We start from the raw sequence: 20494 nt of genomic DNA on the forward strand, positions 1-20494 counted from the left end.
ACATCAGTGGCCCTGGCACCGGCCCGCGCCCCGGCCTCCGGTGCGTCACTCGGCCACCCGCACCGTGAACTCGCCCTCCGACACCCGTGCCCGCAGTTCCTCGCCGGGCGCCCCGGCGTCCGACGGGGAGCGCACCACGTGCCCGTCCGGCCGCTGCAGCACCGCGTACCCCCGCTCCAGCGTCGCCGCGGGCGACAGCGCGACCACCCGCGCCCGGGTGTGCGCGAGCTCCGAGTCGGCCCGGTCCAGCAGATGACCCAGCACCCGCCGGCTCCGCCCGGCCAGCGCGTCGACCTCCGCCGCCCGCTCGTCCACCATCCGCTGCGGGCGCTCCATGGCGGAGCGGCCCAGCGCGTGCGCCAGCCCCCGCTCCTCCCGGTCGAGCAGCCCCCGTACGGTCCGCAGTGCCCGGTCCCGGAGCTGCTGCACCCGGTCGAGCTCCTCGCCCACGTCGGGAACGACCTTCTTGGCCGCGTCGGTCGGCGTCGACGCCCGCAGGTCCGCGACCAGGTCGAGCAGGGGGGAGTCCGGCTCGTGCCCGATGGCCGACACCACCGGCGTACGGCACGCGGCCACCGCACGGATGAGCTGCTCGTCGGAGAACGGCAGGAGGTCCTCCACGCTGCCGCCGCCGCGCGCGACGACGATCACGTCGACCTCGGCCAGCTCGTCGAGATCCTTCACGGCCTGGACGACCTGGTTCACCGCGTGCACGCCCTGTACGGCGGTGTTGCGCACCTCGAAGCGCACCGCGGGCCAGCGGCGCCGCGCGTTCTCCAGGACATCGCGCTCGGCCGCCGACGCCCTTCCGCAGACCAGGCCGATCAACTGCGGCAGGAACGGCAGGGGCTTCTTGCGGTCCAGCGCGAAGAGGCCCTCGGCGGCCAGCGACTTCTTCAGCTGCTCCAGCCGGACCAGCAGCTCGCCGATGCCCACCGGCCGTATCTCCGTGGCCCGCAGGGACAGCTGGCCACGGGGCGCGTACCACTCGGGCTTGGCGAGGACGACGACGCGCGCGCCCTCCGTCACCACATCGGCGATCCGGTCGAACACCTGGCGGAAGCACGTCACGCTCACCGAGATGTCGTGCGACGGGTCGCGCAGGGTCAGAAAGACGACGCCCGCGCCCGGGCGCCGTGACAGCTGGGTGATCTGCCCCTCGACCCAGACCGCACCGAGCCGGTCGATCCACCCCCCGATGAGCCGTGACACGTCGCCGACGGGCAGCGGAGCTTCCGGGGACGTAGTGAGAGCCATGCGGCGAGCGTATCGGCCGGGACGGACATCGACGGGGGAACCGGCCCCCTCCCGGCCCGCAGGCCGGCACCCGCCCCCACCACGCCCCTCAGACCGCCCGCCGCCCCCACTGGGCCCCGAGCACCACCAGACCGATCCCCAGCCAGCACAGCCCCACCAGCTGGGCGCTCGTCGTCGCCTCCAGGATCACCGCGATCAGCACGCCGGCGCCTACGACTGGCAGCAGCACATGGCGCCACCAGTTCGGCGGGCCCTCCATCCGGCGTACGGCGAACCAGCCCACCACCGACGCGTGCAGCAGCACGAACGCCGTGAGGGCGCCCACGTTCACGACCGACACCAGGTGGTCGAGCCCGTCGTCGCGCCGGGCCGCCCACACCGCCGCCACCAGCGTCACGATCGCGGCGCCCCCGATCGCGACGCGCGGTACCCCCGACCCGCCGTCGACCCGGGCGAGGAACGACGGCAGCCGGTGCTCCCGGGCCATGGCGAACACCAGCCGCCCGGCCGCGGCCTGCCCGGCCAGCGCGGCGAAGGCCGCACCGATGGCCTTGCTCACGGCCACCAGATCGTGCAGCCACGTCCCGACCGAGGCGTCCACCGCGTCGTAGAACGCCGACCCCTGCATCACCGGGTTCGCCGCCAGTTCCGCCGAGCTCACGGGCTCCAGCAGCGCCGCCAGGTACGACTGGACCACGAACAGCACCCCGGCGAGCACGAGACAGAACAGCACCGCCCGCGCCACCTTCGCCGAACCCCCCGTCACCTCCTCCGCGAACGAGGCGATCGCGTCGAAGCCCAGATACGACAGCACCGCGACGGACACCGCCCCCAGCACCGCCGTCATCGAGAAACCGGAGTCCCCGGTGAACGGCGTCAGCCAGCCGCGTTGCGCACCGTCCCTGGCCAGCACCACCACCGCCGACACCACGAACACCAGCAGCACCACGATCTCCATGGCGAGCACCGCGAAGCCCACCCGGGCCGCCGCCCGCACCCCCCACAGGTTGAGCAGCGTGGTCACGCCCACCGCGATCGCCGTCCACACCCACCGCGACACCTCCGGGACCAGCGCGTTCATCGCGATGCCGGAGAAGAGGTAGGCGACCGCCGGAATGAGCAGGTAGTCGAGCATCGCCATCCAGCCCGCGATGAAGCCCGGCCCTTCCCCGAGCCCCTTGCGGGCGTATGCGAAGACCGAACCCGCCAGCGGGGCCACGCGCACCATCTGGGCGTAACTGAAGGCGGTGAAGGCCATCACCACCGTCGCCACGACATAGACCAGCGCGACGGCGCCGTCGGACTTCGCGTCGAGCGTGCCGAACACGCCGACCGGGGCCATGGGGGCGATGAACAGCAGCCCGTAGACCACCAAATCCCGGAAGCCAAGCGTGCGTCGCAGCCTTCCGCCGTCCACGCTGCTGCCCGCCATGAGTCCTCCGTCGCTCGCCTGCCCGCCGCACAGGGCTTCAGTCTCCCGACCCCGCCGAGCCCGCGCCTGTTCGGTACGGCCTTACGATGGGACGCATGACTGCTACTCCTGCCCGCCGTGTCCTTCTCGCCGCGCCCCGTGGCTACTGCGCGGGCGTGGACCGTGCCGTGATCGCCGTCGAGAAGGCCCTGGAGCAGTACGGGGCCCCGATCTACGTCCGGCACGAGATCGTGCACAACAAGTACGTCGTGCAGACCCTGGAGAAGAAGGGCGCGATCTTCGTCGACGTCACCGCGGAGGTCCCCGAGGGCTCCATCGTGATGTTCTCGGCCCACGGCGTCGCGCCGACCGTCCACGCGGAGGCCGCCGAGCGCAAGCTCGCCACCATCGACGCGACCTGCCCGCTCGTCACCAAGGTCCACAAGGAAGCCGTCCGCTTCGCCAAGGAGGACTACGACATCCTCCTGATCGGCCACGAGGGCCACGAGGAAGTCATCGGCACGAGCGGTGAGGCCCCCGACCACATCACGCTGGTCGACGGCCCCGAGGACGTCGCGGGCGTCTCCGTACGCGACGAGTCGAAGGTCGTCTGGCTCTCCCAGACCACGCTCTCCGTCGACGAGACGATGGAGACGGTGGACGCGCTCAAGGAGAAGTTCCCGAAGCTGATCTCCCCGCCGAGCGACGACATCTGCTACGCCACGCAGAACCGTCAGATCGCGGTGAAGAAGCTGGCCGAGGACGCCGAGCTCGTCATCGTCGTCGGCTCCAAGAACTCGTCGAACTCGATCCGCATGGTCGAGGTCGCCCTGGACGCCGGAGCGCCCGCCGCGCACCTGGTGGACTTCGCCGCCGAGATCGACGAGAGCTGGCTGGAAGGCGTCACCACGGTCGGCCTCACCTCGGGTGCCTCGGTCCCCGACGTCCTGGTCGACGGAGTGCTGGAGTGGCTGGCCGAGCGGGGCTACGGCGACGTGGAAACGGTGAAGACCGCGGACGAGTCGATCACCTTCTCGCTGCCCAAGGAGCTCCGCAGGGACCTGCGCGCCGAGGCGGCGGCACTCTCCGCCGAGTAACGGGAACGCACCCCGCGTGGCACGGATCCCCTCCCCGGGAAGTGATCCGTGCCACCTGCCCGTACCGTGGATTCCATGGAGATCTTCGGTGTGGACATCGGCGGGTCAGGGATCAAGGGTGCTCCCGTGGACCTGGACCGCGGAGAGCTGGCGCGGGAGCGCCACAAGGTACTGACACCGCATCCGGCGACGCCCGCGAGCGTGGCCGACGGTGTGGCCGAGGTCGTCGGCCACTTCGACTGGCAGGGCCCGGTCGGCATCACGTTCCCCGGGGTGGTCACGGGCGGCATCACGCGGACCGCGGCCAACGTGGACAAGGACTGGATCGACACGGACGCCCGTGCGCTGCTCAGCGACCGCATCGGGCAGCCGGTCACGATCCTCAACGACGCCGACGCGGCCGGAATCGCCGAGATGACCTTCGGCGCGGGCCGCGGCCGCAAGGGCACGGTGATCATGCTGACCCTGGGTACGGGAATCGGCAGCGCCCTCTTCACCGGCGGTCAGCTGGTCCCCAACACCGAGCTCGGCCACCTGGAGCTGCACGGGCACGACGCGGAGAAGCGCGCCTCCACGAAGGCCAAGGAGGACGAGGACCTGAGCTGGCACCACTGGGCGCACCGGGTGCAGAAGTACCTGGTCCACGTGGAGATGTTGTTCTCGCCCGAGCTCTTCATCATCGGCGGGGGAGTCAGCCGCAAGGCGGAGAAGTTCCTCCCCCTCATCGAACACGTACGGGCCGAGATGGTTCCGGCCGAGCTGCAGAACAACGCGGGCATCGTGGGCGCGGCCATGGCGGCCGCGGGGAACTGACCCGGGCTACGAGCGGGGGCGGCGCGCACCCTGACCGGTCCTGGCCAGGTACCGCTGCCGCTCCCGCATGTGCCGGACCTTCCGGACGGTCGCGATGATCCCGGCGATGAGCGTGCCGCCGTACAGCCAGCCGGCATGGACGGCGAGCGCGGTGACGACGGCCATCGTCTGCCCGCCGAAGCCGCCCGTGCCCCCGGCGACGGGGATCACGCCGACGGCGAAGGCGATGGGCACACTGATCGGTGCCGTGACCAGGTCGGCGGGCCGCACCCAGAGCGCCGTCAGCGCGCTGACGGGCAGGAACAGCACCCCGTAGACGACCTCGGAACCGCCGAGGAGCAACCGGTCCAGGCAGGCCAGCAGGAACATGGCCAGAGCCGCGAAGAGCCCGGCGCCGATGCCGGTCAGCCGGGGGTTGGGAAACCTGCGCAGCGCGAGCACCACGGGTGCGACGGTGCGGGACCTGGGTGCCGGCCCCGGTGCGACCGCAACTCCCACGCCTGCCGGCACCGGACAGGCCGCGGCCTCGCCGAGGCCGCCCGGCGGGGACAGCGGGGCCTGCTGGGGCTGCCTGCGCTGCGGGGTACGTGTCCTGTGCTGCTCCACCTGGACAACCTAGGTCGCGGTGCGGGTCCTTTCGGGCGTTGGACACGCGCTTTGGCCGACCTTGGCTCTGCGTTCGATACCGCACGGCCGAAACCCGCCCCGTCCGGCCGCACACCCGCCCCGCCCCGGACCCGTGACCGGCCGCCCCGCCCCGCCCGTAAACTGGAGAATCGGTCCACCCCGGGCCCGCCCGCCACAGCCCCTCAGCTCACTCATCGTCCTCACTCCAGGAAGTCGCCAACGTGTCGCTCACGATCGGAATCGTCGGCCTGCCGAATGTCGGCAAGTCGACCCTGTTCAACGCCCTGACCAAGAACGACGTGCTGGCGGCCAACTACCCGTTCGCCACCATCGAGCCGAACGTCGGAGTCGTGGGTGTCCCCGACCCGCGCCTGCACACGCTCGCCGAGATCTTCGGTTCGCAGAAGCTGCTCCCCGCCACCGTCGACTTCGTCGACATCGCGGGCATCGTGCGCGGCGCGAGCGAGGGTGAGGGCCTGGGCAACAAGTTCCTCGCGAACATCCGCGAGTCCGATGCGATCTGCCAGGTCATCCGCGCCTTCAAGGACGAGAACGTCGTCCACGTCGACGGCAAGGTCTCGCCCAAGGACGACATCGAGACGATCAACACCGAGCTGATCCTGGCCGACCTCCAGTCCGTCGAGAAGGCCGTCCCGCGCCTGACGAAGGAGGCCCGCCTCCAGAAGGAGAAGGTCGCCGTCCTCGCCGCGGTCGAGGAGGCCCAGAAGATCCTCGAGGCGGGCGACACGCTCTTCTCCGTGGGCATCACCGCGGCCACGGAGAAGGGACAGCTCCTGCACGAGCTGCACCTGCTCACGACGAAGCCGTTCCTGTACGTCTTCAACGTCGACGAGGACGAGCTGGTCGACGAGGACTTCAAGAACGAGCAGCGCGCCCTCGTCGCCCCGGCCGAGGCCATCTTCCTCAACGCCAAGATCGAGTCCGAGCTGATCGAGCTCGACGACGACGAGGCACTCGAGCTCCTCCAGTCCATGGGCCAGGAAGAGCCCGGCCTGGCGACCCTCGGCCGCGTCGGCTTCGACACGCTGGGCCTGCAGACCTACCTCACGGCAGGTCCGAAGGAGACCCGCGCCTGGACGATCAAGAAGGGCGCCACGGCCCCCGAGGCGGCCGGTGTGATCCACACCGACTTCCAGAAGGGCTTCATCAAGGCGGAGATCATCTCCTTCGACGACCTGGTCGAGACGGGCTCGGTCGCCGAGGCCCGCGCCAAGGGCAAGGCCCGCATGGAGGGCAAGGACTACGTCATGCAGGACGGCGACGTGGTGGAGTTCCGCTTCAACGTGTGATCGGTCCGTTACTGCGGTACTGGGTGTTCCGCCAGGTACGCAGATGGCGAGGGGTCGGCTCTTCCGGGGGCCGGCCCCTCGCTGTTTCCCGCGCCGTTCCCTTGCGGGAAGGGCTCCGGGCGTCCTGACGCACCGTCACCTCGGCTGGTCGGCGGGCAGTTCGAGCATCGGCTCGAACGCGGGCTCCTCGTCGTCGGGAACGTAGGGGAGGAAGCCGTCCGGGACGGTGCGGGCGGCCGTGGTGATCAGGCGGTCGAGGACTTCCTGTTCCGTGGCCGGAGGGAGTCCCAGGGCGGCCAGGAGGCGTTCGCAGGCCGCGGGGTGGTCCGGGTGGTCGGCCAGGTAGTCGGAGCTGAGGGCCGGGGGCCGGAAGCCCGCCAGGGCGTCGTGCCAGGAGGGGAGGACGACAGCGAGGGTCAGGGCCTCGGCGAGGGACTCGCCGATCAGGGTGGCCCGGCCCTCGGAGTCGGTGTAGAGGACGGGGCGGGGGCCGCCGGGGACGGCCGGGCCGCAGAGGTAGTGGGTGCCGCCCGCGTTGCAGCCGGCGACGGGCTCGACCGGGAGGCCGTTGGGCAGCGCGATCGGCTCGATCGGGTCGGTGCGGGCGAGGTCGAACTCTCCGTCGCAGGCCAGGTAGGAAGCGGCCTCGGGATGCGCGGCGATCCGTTCGAGCAGGGCGTCGTCGTCCGGGAGGGCGGCCGGGTTGAGGGCTGCCGTGATCGCGGGGGTGAGCGGATGTCCGGCCAGGACGTGGCGGACGGCGTCGAGAGGGACGGGGCGCTCGTAGTAGTCCTCGAAGTGCGCGCGGACGGCCTCGGGGGAGCGGTCGGCGAGGAGGCCGAAGAGGGAGCCGGAGCCGTCGGGGTCCTCGCTGCCGGGCGGGAAGACGATGGCCGGGCCGGTGCGCCAGGCCGTGTCGTCGGCCTCCCGCCACAGGCAGGCGGTGACGAGAGGGGCGTCGATGTCCTCGTCGCGGAAGGCGGGTTCGTCCAGGAGCGGGCGCAGCGCGGCGGGTACGTCGTCGAGGACGCCGGGCCAGACCTGATCGTCGTCCGTCCCGTACGGGCTCATCCCCGACTCGTGAGCGAACCCGCGTATGAGCGTGCCGGCCGGGGTGAAGAGGACCGAGAAGTCGTCCCCCGAGCCGTTGTCCATCAAGGCTGCCTCTTCGTCGGGGCCCCAGGTGGCGTCGAAGGTGTAGGAGCAGAACTGCGGATCGTCGCAGATCGCGGCTTCCAGGACGGCCAGCGCGCGCAGGTGGGCGCGGAGTTCGGCGGGGTCGGGAAGGAGGGCGGCGATCTCGTGCACGGTGCTCATGGCGTCATGGAAGCAGGCACCACTGACAACCCGGCCCGGCCGGACGGCCCCGAGTGATCGGGAGAGGTCATCGCCTTTTCGTGAGCGGCGAGTTCGTCGACGATCTCTTCGAAACCGCACCCGGGGCACAGGTGCCGTCCGGCGCGACCCGGGCCTTCGCTTCTATGCTGGTGGGAGGGCAGACGCACTCGCGGCGAGCGCGAAGGGAGCTGCCCATGACCGAGTGGATCAGCGGCACCCGGCAGGCCCCGGCCGGGCCGGAGCGCCCTCGGGCTCTCGACCGGGCCAGGGAGGCCGTCTCCCGCGAGGCGTGGGGCGATGCCTACCGCATGCTGCACGGCATCGACCCTGAGCTCCTCGATGCCGACGATCTCGCCGCTCTCGCCGATGCCGCCTGGTGGACCAGCCGCGTCGACGAGTCCGTGGCGGTGCGGACGAAGGCGTACTCCGGTTACGTGGACAGGGGTGCGTCCCGGCAGGCGGGTCACTGTGCGTGGTTGCTCTTCTACGAGCACCAGCAGGCCGGACGGAACGCCGCGGCCGCCGGCTGGCTGCACCGTGCGCGGCAGCGGCTCGGGGGCGAGCCCGAGTGCGTCGAGCAGTGCTACCTGGCGTGGGTCGATTCCGAGGAGGCGCAGAACCGCGGTGCCTTCGGTGAGGCCATGGACCACGCCCGCCGGATGGCCGGCATCGCGCGGCGCTGCGGCAGTGCGGACCTCCTGGCCCTGAGCACCGAGGCCGAAGCGGGTGTCCTGCTGGCCGAGGGGCGGGTCGCCGAGGGGATCGACCGGCTCGACGACGTGATGTGCGCCGTCGCGGCGGGCGAGCTCAGCGCCTTCTTCACCGGGTGGATCTTCTGTCTCGGCCTCCAGCAGTGCATGGCCTGCGCCGACCTCGACCGGGCCGCCGAGTGGACCGAAGCGGCCATGGCCTGGTGCGCCACGATGCCCGAGGAGAACAACTTCCGCGGTCTGTGCCGGGTACACCGGGTGGAGGTGCTCGAGCTGCGCGGCTCCTGGTCGGAGGCTGCTGCCGAGGCGGCCCTGACCTGCCAGGAGCTGTTGCCGTACGAGGCGCTGTCGGCAGCCGAGGCGGTGTACCTCGAGGGCGAGATCCAGCGCAGGTGCGGTGACACGGCTGCCGCCGGGCGCTCGTACGCCCGCGCGCACGAACTCGGCCGGGACCCGCAGCCGGGCCTCGCTCTGCTCCTCCTCGCCCAGGGCAGGACCGGTGCCTCGGAAGCCGCGTTGCGGGTCGCGATCGCCGCCGACGGAGGCCGGCACCGCGGGCGGCTGCTCGCGGCCCAGGTCGAGATCCTCCTCGCCCTCGGCCGGCTCGACGAGGCCCGCGCGGTGGCGGACGAGCTGGCGGCCCTCGCGCGCGAGTGGCAGCTGCGGCGGGAGTCCGACCGCACTCCGCCGCACGCGACCGCGGCGTGGGCGGGCGGCGCCGTCGCCTTCGCCGAGCACGACCTGCGGCGCGCGTTTCCGCTGCTGCACCGGGCGCTGGCGCTCTGGCTCGACCTGGAGGTCCCCTACGAGGCGGCGCAGACCCGGATGACCCTGGCCGCCGCCGACCGGGCAGCGGGAGACGACGAGAGTGCGCTTCTCGAGCTGCGCGCCGCGCATGCGGCCTTCGAGGCGCTGGGGGCGGTACCCGACGCGCGCAGGGCGGCGGCCCTGCTCAAGCTCCCGGGCCGGCTCACCGGACGGGAGGTCGAGGTACTCCGGCTGGTGGCCGGCGGGCGGACCAACCGGGCCGTCGCCGCCGAACTCACCATCAGCGAACACACCGTCGCCCGGCACCTCAACAACATCTTCGCCAAGATCGACGTGTCCTCGCGGGCCGCCGCCACCGCGTACGCGTACACACACGGCCTGGTGGCACCCCGCGCATAGGCCGTTCTGCCCATGCCGCCTTCCGACCGGATGGGCAGTTCGGACGATGAACGCGAGGCGCTTGCGGACTACAACGGAAGTACGGAGCTGAACCCGTACATCCGAGGACAGGAGAGCGGTGGCGGTCATGACCACCTATGCGCGAGCTCTGGACGGCGCAGCCGCCGAGCGGCTGAGGGAGGCCGTGCACGGCGACATCGTCCAGCCCGGCGAACCCGGCTACGACGAGGCCCGCACGGTCTACAACGCGATGATCGACAAGAGACCCGCGGCCGTCGTCAGGGCCGCAGACGCGGGCGATGTCATCGCCACGGTGAACCTCGCCCGGGAGCAGGACCTGGACCTGGCGGTACGGGGCGGCTCCCACAGCGTCTCCGGCTACGGCACCTGCGACGACGGGGTCGTCCTGGACCTCTCGGGGATGCGCGGAACCCGGGTCGACCCCACGACGCGCACCGCGTGGGCCGAGGGAGGCTGCACCTGGGCGGACGTCAACCACGCCACGCACGCCTTCGGCCTGGCCACCACCGGGGGAGTGGTCTCCAGCACCGGCATCGGCGGGCTCACCACCGGCGGCGGCATGGGCCATCTGGCCAGGAGCTGCGGGCTGGTGTGCGACAACCTCGTCTCGGCCGACGTGGTCGTGGCCGACGGATCCTTCCTGACCTGTACGGGGGAGCCGGACGACGAGAACGCGGACCTCTTCTGGGCGCTGCGGGGAGGCGGCGGCAACTTCGGCGTCGTCACGTCCTTCGCCTACCGGCTGCACCCGGTGGCCGACATCCTGGGCGGCCCGACGTTCTACCCGCTCGACGGCGACGTACTGCGGCGGTACCGGGAGCTGGTCGCCGAGTCCGACGAACGGCTCGGAGCACTGCTGGTCGTCGGGCTCGGCCCGCCGCTCCCGTTCCTGCCCGAGCGCTGGCACGGGCGGCCGCTGTGCGGTGTCGTCGCCTGCTGGGCCGGGCCCGAGGCGCAGGACGACGAGATCCGCGCCCGCCTCGCAGGCCTCGGCCCGGTTCTCGGGCAGTACGTCGGACGCATGCCGTACCCCGTGATCAACACCCTCTTCGACGAGCTGCTCCCCGCAGGGCTCTTCCACTACTGGAAGGGCACGTTCAGCAAGGGGCTGCCGGACGGGGCCATCGACGCGTACGTGGAGTTCGGTGCCGACACCCCTTCCATCCAGAGCTCGACCGTCGTGTTCCCCATCGACGGCGCCTGCCACCGGGTCGCACCCGAGGACACCGCGTTCGCCTACCGCGACGCGGACTTCTCGACCGCGCTCAGCCCCACCCTCCCCACGCGCGACGAATGCGTGGCGAACATGGACTGGGTGCGCCGTTTCGCCGCGGCGCTGCGACCCCACTCGATGGAGGGCGCGTACGTCAACTTCATGGGCGAGGACGACCAGGACCGGGTCCGGGCCAACTACCGGCAGAACTACGACCGGCTGACGGCGGTCAAGCGGCGGTACGACCCCTCCAACCTGTTCCGACTGAATCACAACATCGCCCCGTGAACCGGACCGACGGACGGGCCGGTCCGGTCGCGGGAACGGGCTCGCCTCAGACGAGCACCTCGACCGGCGGGGGGTGCCCCAGGAAGGCGGTGGGGCTCGCCGTCAGCCCGTACGCCCCGGCCTGGAACAGCACGATCAGATCGCCGACGTCCGCCCGTGGCAGGGCCACGTCGGCGCCCAGCAGGTCCAGGGGTGTGCACAGGCAGCCGACGACGGTGACCGTCTCCGGATCCCGGCCGTCGGGGGCATGGGCCACGGCGATGGGGTAGTTGCGCCTGATGACCTGGCCCAGGTTCCCGGACGCGGCGAGCTGGTGGTGCAGTCCTCCGTCGACGACGAGGTAGTCCTTGCCGCGCGACTCCTTGCGGTCGACCACCCGGGTCACATAGACGCCCGCCTCGCCCACCAGGTACCGGCCGAGCTCGATGACGACCCTGGCCTCCGGCAGCCGGCCGCGGAGGGGCCCGTCGACCAGGCCGGCGAGGTTGTCGCCGATCATCCCGAGGTCGAGGGGACGGTCGCGGTCGGAGTAGGGGATCCCGAACCCGCCGCCGAGGTTGCAGTACCTGGGCGGCCGGGGTGCGGCGTCGGCGAGCCTCGTCACCAGGTCGACCGTGGCCCGTTGGGCTTCGCAGAGCTGCTCGGCCCGCAGGTTCTGCGAACCGGCGAACACGTGGAATCCGTGGAAGTCCAGCTCGAACGAGTCCAGTTCCGCAAGGACCGAGGGCACCAGCTCGGCGTCGATCCCGAACTGCTGGGGCCCGCCGCCCATCCGCATCCCCGCGCCGCGCAACGCGAACTCCGGGTTGACGCGCAGGGCCACCCGGGGGGTGACGCCGAGCCGCTCACCGACGGAACGCACGCGCCGGATCTCGTTGCGGGACTCGATCTCGATCAGTACGTCGGCCGCCACCGCGCGGGACAGTTCGGCGTCGGTCTTGCCGGGGCCCGCGAAGCTGATGTGCGAGGCGGTCATCGGAGTGTCGAGGGCGTGCCGCATCTCGCCGGCCGAGGCCACGTCGAAGCCGTCCACGAGGCCGCTCATGTGGTGCAGCAGGGCGGGCATCGGGTTGGCCTTGACCGCGTAGCTCAGGTCGATGCCGTCCGGGAGCGCCGCCCGTACCCGGGCGACGCGCGCGGTGACGAGATCCCTGTCGTACGCGAAGAAGGGGGTGCTGCCCACCTGTTCGGCGAGACGGCCCACGGCGACCCCGCCGACCGCCAGCTGCCCGTCGGCCCGCCCGAAGGAGGCCGCTCCCGGCGCCGGCACGGGGTGTTCCGACGTGGGTTCCGCCGCCGACGTGGTTTCCACCGTCACTGGGAGACCTGCTCTCGTATCGACACCCGGTCGAACTTTCCGTTCGGGGACCGGGGCAGCCCGGTGAGGACGACCGTGCGGGCCGGCACCATGTACCGCGGCAACTCCCGTGCCAGCGCCCTGTGCAGGGAGTCGACGTCGCACGGCCCGCTGACGGCGAGCACGACGCACTGCCCCAGACGCTCGTCGTCGACGCCCAGTGCGACGGCCTCCTCCGTCAGGCCCGTCGCGTACACGGCTTCCTCGATCTCGGTCGGACTCACCCGGTAGCCCGAGGTCTTGATCATGTCGTCGTCGCGCCCGACGAAGTACAGGTAGCCCTCGTCGTCGCCGTACACGACGTCGCCCGACCAGACCGAGCGATCGGCGTCCACACCGCCGGCCCCGCCGGGTGAGGGACGGAAACGACGCGCGGTGAGCTCGGGGGCGTTCCAGTAGCCGAGGGCCACCAGCGGTCCGCGGTGCACTAGTTCGCCGTGCTCGCCCGGCGCGCACGGGGAGCCGTCCGGCCGTACGACGAGGACCTCGGCGTTCGGGACGGCCCTGCCGATCGAGTCGGGGCGGTCGTCCACCTGCTCCGGGTCCAGATAGGTGGAGCGGAACGCCTCGGTCAGCCCGTACATGAGGTAGGGCTTCGCCTTGGGGAACGCCGCACGGAGGGCGGCCAGCGTGGTCCGGGGCATCCGCCCCCCGGTGTTGGCGAAGTACCGCAGGTGCGCCGTGGCCTCGGCCGGCCACGTCTGTCCCGCGAGACGGATCCACAGGGGCGGCACACAGGTGAGGGCGGTGACCCGGTGCGCGGCGCAGAGCCGGACGATCTCCCCGGGGAGCAGGAAGTCCGCCAGCACCACATGAGCTCCGGCGATCAGGCCCGTGGTCAGCTGGCTGAAGCCGGCGTCGAAGCTGAGGGGGAGCACCGCGAGGATCACGTCCTGCTCGGTGTGGCCGAGGTAGCCGGCCACGCTCTCCGCCCCGGCGATCATGTTCCGGTGCGAGAGCACCACTCCCTTGGGGGGACCGGTGCTTCCGGAGGTGTACAGGATCGCCGCGATGTCCGCGTCGGTCAGCCCGGGATCCGGCACGGGGGCCGGCTCGGCCTCGGCGAGTACGGACCAGGGGACCGTCACGGGCCCTCCGCCGTCCGGCGGCCGGGCGTCCGGCCCGTTGACCAGCACCACGTGGTCGACCGGCGACGAGCCGACCGCCGCCCGTACCGTGTCCAGCCGCTCCGCCGTGGTGATCAGCGTCCGGGCGCCGGAGTCCGAGAGGATGTGGGCGAGGTGGCGGGTCCTGAAGACCGGGTTGACCGGTACGAGCACCGCACCCGCCGCGGAGACGGCCAGGAAGGCGACGACCGCCTCGATCCGCTTCTCCGAGTACACCGCCACCCGGTCGCCGCGGCGCACCCCCAGTCCGCGCAGACCGTTCGCCGCCCGTGTCACCCGGTCGGCCAGGTCGGCGTACGTGAGGGTCCGGGAGCGGAAGGTCAGGGCCGGCCGCTCCGGGTCGCCGTGTCCGGTGAGCTGGTCGAGCCGCACCGGCGGCGGCCTCCAGGACCGGAAGCCGACGCGGCCCTCAGCCATCGCCGTGCGACGCCGGGGCGAGCAGCTTCGACACGGTGGACCAGAGGGATCCGACCGTCGCGAAGGTGTCCTCGTTGAGCAGCTCGTCGGGGAAGTCGAGGTCGTAGTGGTCCTCCAGCGCCGTCAGGAGCTGGAGCATCCCCATCGAGTCCAGGCCGAGGGCCGGGAGTTCGTCCTGCGGAGTGACGGAGCCGTCCTTCGCGTAGGGCAGATGGGCCAGGAGGATCTCCTGGAAGGGAACAGGCAGGTCTACCGTCGTCACGATCGCCATTCCTCATCGGCACCCCGCCGTCCGGCGGGGCGCGAGCGCAGCGGGTTTCTCGTGGCGGGCCGGTCGGCCGCGCCGTGGGACCGACTTCACCACGGGCCGCTCTCGCTCCCCTACTCATCCGCTACTGCGCCGTGCACCTCCCCCGCGGGCCCGGATCGACCGGCGATAGCGACCCGACAATCCCTGCTGCCAGTCTGGGCGGATCGGCAGGGCAGCGTCTGCTCCGCGGGGACGCCGGGGATGCCGCCGGTGACCGGGCAAGGACACCGGGCCGAGCAGCGCCACTCGTTCACACGTCTATTCCATGGGGGATGTCATGTCGTCGACGGCAGCCACGGCACCGCCCGGCCGCGAAGCGGTGGCCGGGGATCATGTGACCGATGTCTATCGCTACGCGGTGCGCTGCGGGGTGATCGAGTCGCCGGACAGGGCCGCCGCCGTGTTGGGACTCACGCGGTACGAGATCGGTGACGCGCTGACGCGGCTGACGGAGCTGCGCCTGCTCCGCGAGGACGGCCGCCGGCCCGGCCGTCTCCTGCCGGTGGACCCGGAGTACGCGGTGGCCGAGCTGACCTCACCGATCGAGCGCGCCATCTTCGAACGCCGGGAGCACGCGGACCGGTTGAAGGAGAGCATCGAGGAGGTCACCCGGTCCGTGGAGCACGGTCCGGCGACGGTCGGCGCCATCACCCGGCTGGAGAGCGTCTCCGAGATCCGCGGGATGCTGAAGCTCGCCGGCGACGTGTGCCGTGAGGAGCTCGCGGTGCTCCGCGGCGGTCAGGACGGGGACGGGGACGAGACGGTCGACGAGATCCTCGACGCCTGTTTCGGCGTGCTCGACAGGGACGTCTCCGTGCGGGTGATCAGCCCTCACCGCAGCCGCTCCTCCTTCACGGAGCGCGCCAAGTCGAAGCGCCTCGTCGAGGGCGGTGCGAGCGTGCGGACACTCAGTCAGGTCCCGCAGGCCGCCGTCGTCTTCGACCGTTCGGTGGCGGTCGTCCTCCACCTTCCGAGGGACGGCTCCGAGGTGTCGGCGCGCCGGTTCCACGACGACGGCCTGGCCCGGTTCGTCATCGACATGTTCGACCAGCTGTGGGAGCAGGCGTCCCCGCTCGACCTGACGGAGCCGGGGTACGCCGACATCGTGAGCGACCTCCACCAGTCCATCGCCGGCCTGCTGGCGCAGGGGTACACGGACGAGGTGGTGGCGAGGAAGTTCGGCATGTCGATCCGAACCTGCCGGCGCCACATCTCCGCCCTCTGCCGGGAGCTCGACTCGGTGAGCCGCTTCCAGGCCGGGGTGCGGGCCGGGCGGCGTTACGCGTTCGAGGGCTGAGGCCGCTCCGTGGAGGGTGGAAGGGAGACCCCCTGCCGCAGGGGGTCTCCGGGTTCAGAACGCGTCGAGCTGCCGGATCACGTACGCGTGGAGCCCGCCGGCCAGCTCCACGGTGGCGGCCTCGTCCGCGCAGTGCCGGGCCGTCTTCACCGAGATCCGTACATCGTCCGCGCCGATGCCCGCGAAGACCGCGAGGTCGTGCCCGAGCGACCGCGGCACGGTCAGTGCCTCGTGGACCTCGAGGACGGGAGCGGAATCCGCCGCGGGCTCCGGCTCCACGTCGTCCCAGTAGGCGATGTTCGTGGAGACGGTCTCCCTGGAGCGGAAAGGGCTGTGGAAATTCGGCGACGTACGGACCCGGTCCCAGTCGTAGATGCCGTGCCGGTAGGAGTTGAGCAGCGCGCCGAAGAACGACCGGTGCCATTCCGGGCTGTCCGCGCCCGCCGTCCCGCGGTCGATCCAGGTCTCCGTCGCGAGACTGGACACCGAGGTGCGGAGTGCCGGGGCGAACCTGTTCGCGCAGATGGTCTTCAGCGTGACGTGCGGAAGCCCGAACTCCATTCCCACATAGCCGCAGACGAGGGAATTGATCATCGCGGGCACGGAGACGGAGAGCGACGTGGCGACGTCGTGAAGCCGGCCCGCGGTTTTCGGTCCGAGAGCGAAGGACACCTTGTTCTCGGTGTTCCGGCCCGAGGGGTCGGGGACGCAGTGCTCCCACGGAGTGCTGATCACCCGCTGGTGGAAGTCCAGCCAGGTCCGCGTGGCGCGCAGGCCGCGAGGCTGGTCCTCGTACGCCTTGATGTGCCGGGGCTGGATTTCGGCGCCGCCGTCCGCCGTGAGAGGTCCGGGGGCGTCGAGGGCCCGGGGGTCCCCGGCGGCCCGCATGATCTCGGCGCTGAGGATCTGCGTGGCGGAGGCGTCGAAGAACGAGTGGTGGGCGAGGTAGTAGAACGTCGCGCCGGCGGGTTCCGCGACCACCGCGAACACGGTCGACTGGACGAAGCCGTCCACCGAGGTCACCGGAAGATCGGGGGCGTCGACCGGCACGTCGGAACGCGTGTAACGGAAGCTCGTCGCGAAGAACTCCTCCAGGCCGACCACTTCCTGCCGGAACGTTCCATCACGGTCGGTGACGATGCGGCTCCGCAGGGCCTCCCAGCGCAGGGCCAGGGATCCCACCAGGTTGCGGGCCTGCCGCTCGGTGAGATGCGCGCCCGTCGGGACCCTTTTGGCTATGGAGACCCAGCTGTTGTCGGGAAACTCCAACTGGTCGTACAAGAACTGAAGTTGTGCCGATGCGAGTTCACCCGAAGTGGAATCGCGCATTCTGTCTCCCAGTGGTTCGCCGCCGGTACGGCGCGGGCAGCGGTGACATGGCGAGTGCGGGTGAGACGTCCACGGCGCTTTTCCCCGGAGGGCTGCGCCGGCGCCCCGCGTACTCGCCGCTCGCAGCGGCGAGCAGTCGATGACGTTAGAAGTTGAACGATGGGTTGCGCTCGTGTCAAGGGGTCGGAGTTGATCCACAGGACTGTTCCGAGTCCTGTTTCCGCCGCGCCCCGTGCATTCCCGGATTTCCCTCCAACGGGCGTTCTCCGTCAAGGAATTGGGTTGACACTGATCGAACAGGTGATTTACGGTCCTAGCCGGGAGAGCGCTTTCCGGGAAGGTGTGGAAGTGCCCTTCCGGCATCGCGTGAGGGGGCGGTGCCTCCCGGCCCGACGGGCCGGAAATGGGGGGTCGGCCGATCGGGGAAGACCCGTTCCGGCCCGACCGGTGGCTTCAACTCCTGTCGCCGGAAATTCGGCGGCGGCACGGGGAAAGGCCGGGTGTGAAGCCCGGCACGAGCCCGTTCGTTCTTATGCCTGCCAGATTCATGATGCGTTTGCCGGTCACGGGGTGCGACAGCCGACGGGGCTGTGGGTTTTCCGGACAGTCCGGCCGTGGGGAGCGGGAGAGCTGTTCCGCCCCGGGACACACCGTCGAAGCCGTAGTCAGCTGTCGCGAGGGGATATGTCTGTGGGGGGCGTAGTACAGGAGGCGTGGGAACCGGCGGAACATCCGGTGGGGGGCATGTGCTTCCGGGTACTCGGTTCCCTGGAGGTGCTCGGCGGCGCCGTCACCATCACCGCTCAGCGTCAGCGGATCGTACTGGCCACACTGTTGCTCAACGCCAACCGGGTGGTGCCGCTGGAGCGGCTGATCCGAGCCGTGTGGGACGGGAACCCGCCGACCACCGCGCACGCCCAGGTGCAGACCGCCATCTCGGCCATCCGCCGCTCCCTCTCCTCGGCAGGCCTCGGGGGGTCCATCCAGACCCGGGGGCGCGGATACGTCATCGAGGTGAAGCCCGGCCAGCTCGACCTGCACGTCTTCACCGAACTGGTGGCGCGCGGCCGGGCCGCGACATCGCTGGAGGAGAGTCGCGCCGCCTTCCGGGAGGCGCTCTCCCTCTGCTACGGAGAGCCCCTGTCCGGCCTCGACAGCGGTGTCGTGCGCGCCGTGGCCATCCGGATGGAGGAGCAGCGCATCGAGGTGCTGGAGGAGTGCATCGAGGCCGAACTCGGTCTCGGACTGCACCACCAGGTGGTCGGTGAGATCAAGGCGCTCGCCGCCGAACACCCCCTGCGCGAGAGGCTCGCGGGGCAACTGATCACCGCGCTCTACCGCGACGGCAGGCAGGCCGAGGCGCTCGCCGCGTACCGGAAGGTGCACCAGGCGTTCATCCACGAACTGGGTCTGGAACCCAGCGCGTCGCTGCGGCAGCTGGAGCACATGATCCTGACCGGCGGCGCCGGCATGGACCTGCCGTCCGCCTCGCGGCCCGCACCGCCCTCCCCGTCGACCCCTCGGGTCCTGCCGCCGAGGACGCCCGACTTCACCGGCCGCGCGGAAGTGTTCGAAGCGCTGCGGAGGCAATTGGCCGGAGGGCCGCCGGACACCCCCGGCCGGGGAGTCCCGCACGCGGCCGTGATCGCGGGCGGGGCCGGAACCGGGAAGTCGGCGCTCGCCGCCCAGCTGGCGCACGAGCTCGCGCCCGCCTTCCCGGACGGCCAGCTCCATGCCGTGATGCCCCGGGGCGCCGGCCGGGAGGAGGGCGTGCGCGTAGTGCTGGAAACCCTGTTGGGCGACCTCGGTCACCCCGCATCCGCGATCCCCGCGGACCGGGCCGAGCGGCTGGCGCTCTTCCACGACGCGATCGCCGGACGGCGGCTGCTCGTCGTGGTCGACGCCGTCGTGGACGAGGAACAGATACGGGCGCTGGCGCCCTCCGCCCCGGGCAGCCGGCTGCTGGTCACCAGCCGTGCCCGGCCCTCCGCCCTGGCCGGCGTGTGCGTGTACGAACTCGACGCGATGAGCACGGCCGAGGGGATCGACCTGCTGTCCAGGACGATCGGGCACGGCCGTGTGACGGTCGAGCCCAGCGAGGCCCTGGAACTGGTCGAGCTGTGCGGCGGCCTCCCGCTCGCGCTGAGCGTCGCCGCCACCCGGCTGGCCGCGCGGCCGCACTGGATGCTCAGCGACATCACCGAGCGCCTCCGCCACGAGGACGAGCGCCTGGAGGTGCTGACGTACCAGGGAATCGGCGTGCTGCCCATGCAGGAGTCGGTGTGCGAGAGCCTGACACCGCCGGCGCGGCGCCTGCTCCTGCGGCTCGCCCTGCTGGAGACGGACGACTTCGCCGCCTGGGTCGCGGATCCGCTGCTCGACCTCGACCACTGGGCCGCCCTGGACGTACTGGAGAGCCTGGTGGACGCCCGGCTGGTGGAGGTGGGACACCACACCGGCACCGCCGCGCGCTACCGGCTGGACGGTCTGACCCGGATCTACGCGCGGGGCATGCTCGCACGGGAGGAACCCGCGGCCGAGCGGACCGCCGCGCAGGAGCGGATCCTCGCCGCCTGGCTCCACCTGGCCGACGAGGCGCGACGCCGCAACGCGGTCGGCCACGAGGTGCCGTACGACCTCATGGCCCCCGAGGTCTTACCCGAGGCGATCGTCAACTCCGTTCTCGCGGACCCGTCCTCCTGGTACGAGGCGGAACGGGCGAGCCTGCTCGCGATCGTGCGGCAGCGCTACCGGAGCGGCAACTCCGCGTACTGCTGGAACCTCGCCCTGATGATCGGTTCGCTCTCCGAGGCCCTCTACCACTACGACGACTGGCGGGAGAGCCATCAGCACGCCCTCGCCGTGGCACGGCAGGGGAAGGACCGGCTGGGCGAGGCCGCCCTCCTGCACTCCCTGGGCACACTGGACCTGCGGGAGCGGTGCCCGGACCGGGCACAGGCCCAATTCGACCTGGCGCTGAGCGTGTTCGAGCAGCTCGGCGAGACCCGCTGGTGCCGTCTCGTCGTCCGGTCGCTGGAGGAGATGCGCCGGCTGAAGGACGCGCAGAGCGCGGCGAGCACCGAACCGGACCGTGCCGGCGACAGCACACGGACCGACCGGACGCGTCCGGCGCTGCCCCGCGTGAATCTGCCCGGCCGGCGGTTCACCACCCTGCGGGGCGGGGCGGACGGCGAGCAGGCACGGTCCCACACCCACGCGGCCCCGCCGGACGCACCCGGCTTCGTCGTGCTCCCCCTGCCGCGCCCCCGGACCGTTCCCGCGCACGGCGACGGGGACTGACTGCCGTCCGGCGGACCGGCGGCGCCCGCCGGGCGGCCGGCCCGTCCGGGCTCCGACGCCCGGACGGGCATCGGCGGCGCCCTACGACGGCACGACCAGTCCGCA

The 20494-nt window shown here is 71.6% G+C and carries 15 protein-coding genes; 7 read left to right on the forward strand and 8 right to left on the reverse strand.

The features are described 5' to 3' along the window. Positions 1–45 precede the first annotated feature (45 nt). Both xseA and ACFQ6X_RS12760 read right to left on the reverse strand, forming a co-directional pair. Positions 46–1257 (reverse strand): exodeoxyribonuclease VII large subunit, encoded by a 1212-nt coding sequence (xseA, locus tag ACFQ6X_RS12755; RefSeq protein WP_383180169.1) that lies wholly within the window; start codon positions 1255–1257, stop codon positions 46–48. An 88-nt stretch (positions 1258–1345) separates the two neighbouring features. Next, on the reverse strand, positions 1346–2689 hold the full coding sequence (locus ACFQ6X_RS12760; RefSeq protein WP_383180172.1) for an APC family permease: 1344 nt from the start codon (positions 2687–2689) through the stop codon (positions 1346–1348). 86 nt (positions 2690–2775) lie between these two features. Between ACFQ6X_RS12760 and ACFQ6X_RS12765 the strand changes: the two genes are divergently transcribed. Together ACFQ6X_RS12765 and ppgK are read left to right on the forward strand one after the other, a co-directional pair. Continuing rightward, complete coding sequence (locus tag ACFQ6X_RS12765) at positions 2776–3765, forward strand: 4-hydroxy-3-methylbut-2-enyl diphosphate reductase (protein WP_383180175.1); 990 nt, start codon at positions 2776–2778, stop codon at positions 3763–3765. A 75-nt stretch (positions 3766–3840) separates the two neighbouring features. Beyond that, entirely contained in the window at positions 3841–4578 is a 738-nt protein-coding gene (gene ppgK, locus ACFQ6X_RS12770) for a polyphosphate--glucose phosphotransferase (RefSeq protein WP_383180178.1), read from the forward strand. A 6-nt stretch (positions 4579–4584) separates the two neighbouring features. Here ppgK and ACFQ6X_RS12775 read toward each other — a convergent pair whose 3' ends face one another. After that, positions 4585–5184 (reverse strand): DUF6542 domain-containing protein, encoded by a 600-nt coding sequence (locus tag ACFQ6X_RS12775; RefSeq protein ID WP_383180181.1) that lies wholly within the window; start codon positions 5182–5184, stop codon positions 4585–4587. 242 nt (positions 5185–5426) lie between these two features. Between ACFQ6X_RS12775 and ychF the strand changes: the two genes are divergently transcribed. After that, a complete protein-coding gene (ychF, locus tag ACFQ6X_RS12780) occupies positions 5427–6515 on the forward strand; it encodes a redox-regulated ATPase YchF (RefSeq protein WP_329207796.1) in 1089 nt (362 codons plus the stop codon). Between the two features lie 135 nt (positions 6516–6650). Here the strand turns inward: ychF and ACFQ6X_RS12785 are convergent, their stop codons facing one another. Continuing rightward, positions 6651–7832, reverse strand: coding sequence for a hypothetical protein (locus ACFQ6X_RS12785; RefSeq protein WP_383180184.1), 1182 nt, complete (start codon positions 7830–7832; stop codon positions 6651–6653). Between the two features lie 215 nt (positions 7833–8047). Between ACFQ6X_RS12785 and ACFQ6X_RS12790 the strand changes: the two genes are divergently transcribed. After that, positions 8048–9730, forward strand: coding sequence for a LuxR C-terminal-related transcriptional regulator (locus ACFQ6X_RS12790; RefSeq protein ID WP_383180187.1), 1683 nt, complete (start codon positions 8048–8050; stop codon positions 9728–9730). 127 nt (positions 9731–9857) lie between these two features. Then, entirely contained in the window at positions 9858–11252 is a 1395-nt protein-coding gene (locus ACFQ6X_RS12795; RefSeq protein WP_383180190.1) for an FAD-binding oxidoreductase, read from the forward strand. A 46-nt stretch (positions 11253–11298) separates the two neighbouring features. On the opposite strand, the gene ACFQ6X_RS12800 is transcribed toward ACFQ6X_RS12795, so the two are convergent. The 3 genes from ACFQ6X_RS12800 to ACFQ6X_RS12810 are packed head-to-tail and all read right to left on the reverse strand — an operon-like array spanning position 11299 to position 14415. Then, on the reverse strand, positions 11299–12522 hold the full coding sequence (locus ACFQ6X_RS12800) for a pyridoxal-dependent decarboxylase, exosortase A system-associated (protein WP_383180193.1): 1224 nt from the start codon (positions 12520–12522) through the stop codon (positions 11299–11301). A 44-nt stretch (positions 12523–12566) separates the two neighbouring features. Then, positions 12567–14153 carry an acyl-CoA ligase (AMP-forming), exosortase A system-associated gene (locus tag ACFQ6X_RS12805; RefSeq protein ID WP_383180195.1) on the reverse strand — a complete coding sequence of 529 codons (1587 nt, stop codon included), beginning with the start codon at positions 14151–14153 and terminating at the stop codon, positions 12567–12569. Further along, the gene (locus tag ACFQ6X_RS12810; RefSeq protein WP_383180198.1) at positions 14146–14415 is read right to left on the reverse strand and encodes a phosphopantetheine-binding protein; all 270 of its coding nucleotides are present in this window, start codon (positions 14413–14415) and stop codon (positions 14146–14148) included. The genes ACFQ6X_RS12805 and ACFQ6X_RS12810 overlap by 8 nt, the downstream gene beginning before the upstream one ends. Before the next feature lie 325 nt (positions 14416–14740). Between ACFQ6X_RS12810 and ACFQ6X_RS12815 the strand changes: the two genes are divergently transcribed. Next, on the forward strand, positions 14741–15760 hold the full coding sequence (locus ACFQ6X_RS12815) for a hypothetical protein (protein WP_383180201.1): 1020 nt from the start codon (positions 14741–14743) through the stop codon (positions 15758–15760). A gap of 54 nt (positions 15761–15814) precedes the next feature. Here ACFQ6X_RS12815 and ACFQ6X_RS12820 read toward each other — a convergent pair whose 3' ends face one another. Beyond that, positions 15815–17089 (reverse strand): hypothetical protein, encoded by a 1275-nt coding sequence (locus ACFQ6X_RS12820; protein ID WP_383180204.1) that lies wholly within the window; start codon positions 17087–17089, stop codon positions 15815–15817. A gap of 744 nt (positions 17090–17833) precedes the next feature. On the opposite strand from ACFQ6X_RS12820, the gene ACFQ6X_RS12825 reads away from it, so the two are divergent. Beyond that, positions 17834–20389 (forward strand): BTAD domain-containing putative transcriptional regulator, encoded by a 2556-nt coding sequence (locus ACFQ6X_RS12825; RefSeq protein ID WP_383180207.1) that lies wholly within the window; start codon positions 17834–17836, stop codon positions 20387–20389. Positions 20390–20494: the final 105 nt, after the last annotated feature.

The organism is Streptomyces sp. NPDC056452, assembly GCF_042796085.1.
Classification (GTDB): domain Bacteria; phylum Actinomycetota; class Actinomycetes; order Streptomycetales; family Streptomycetaceae; genus Streptomyces.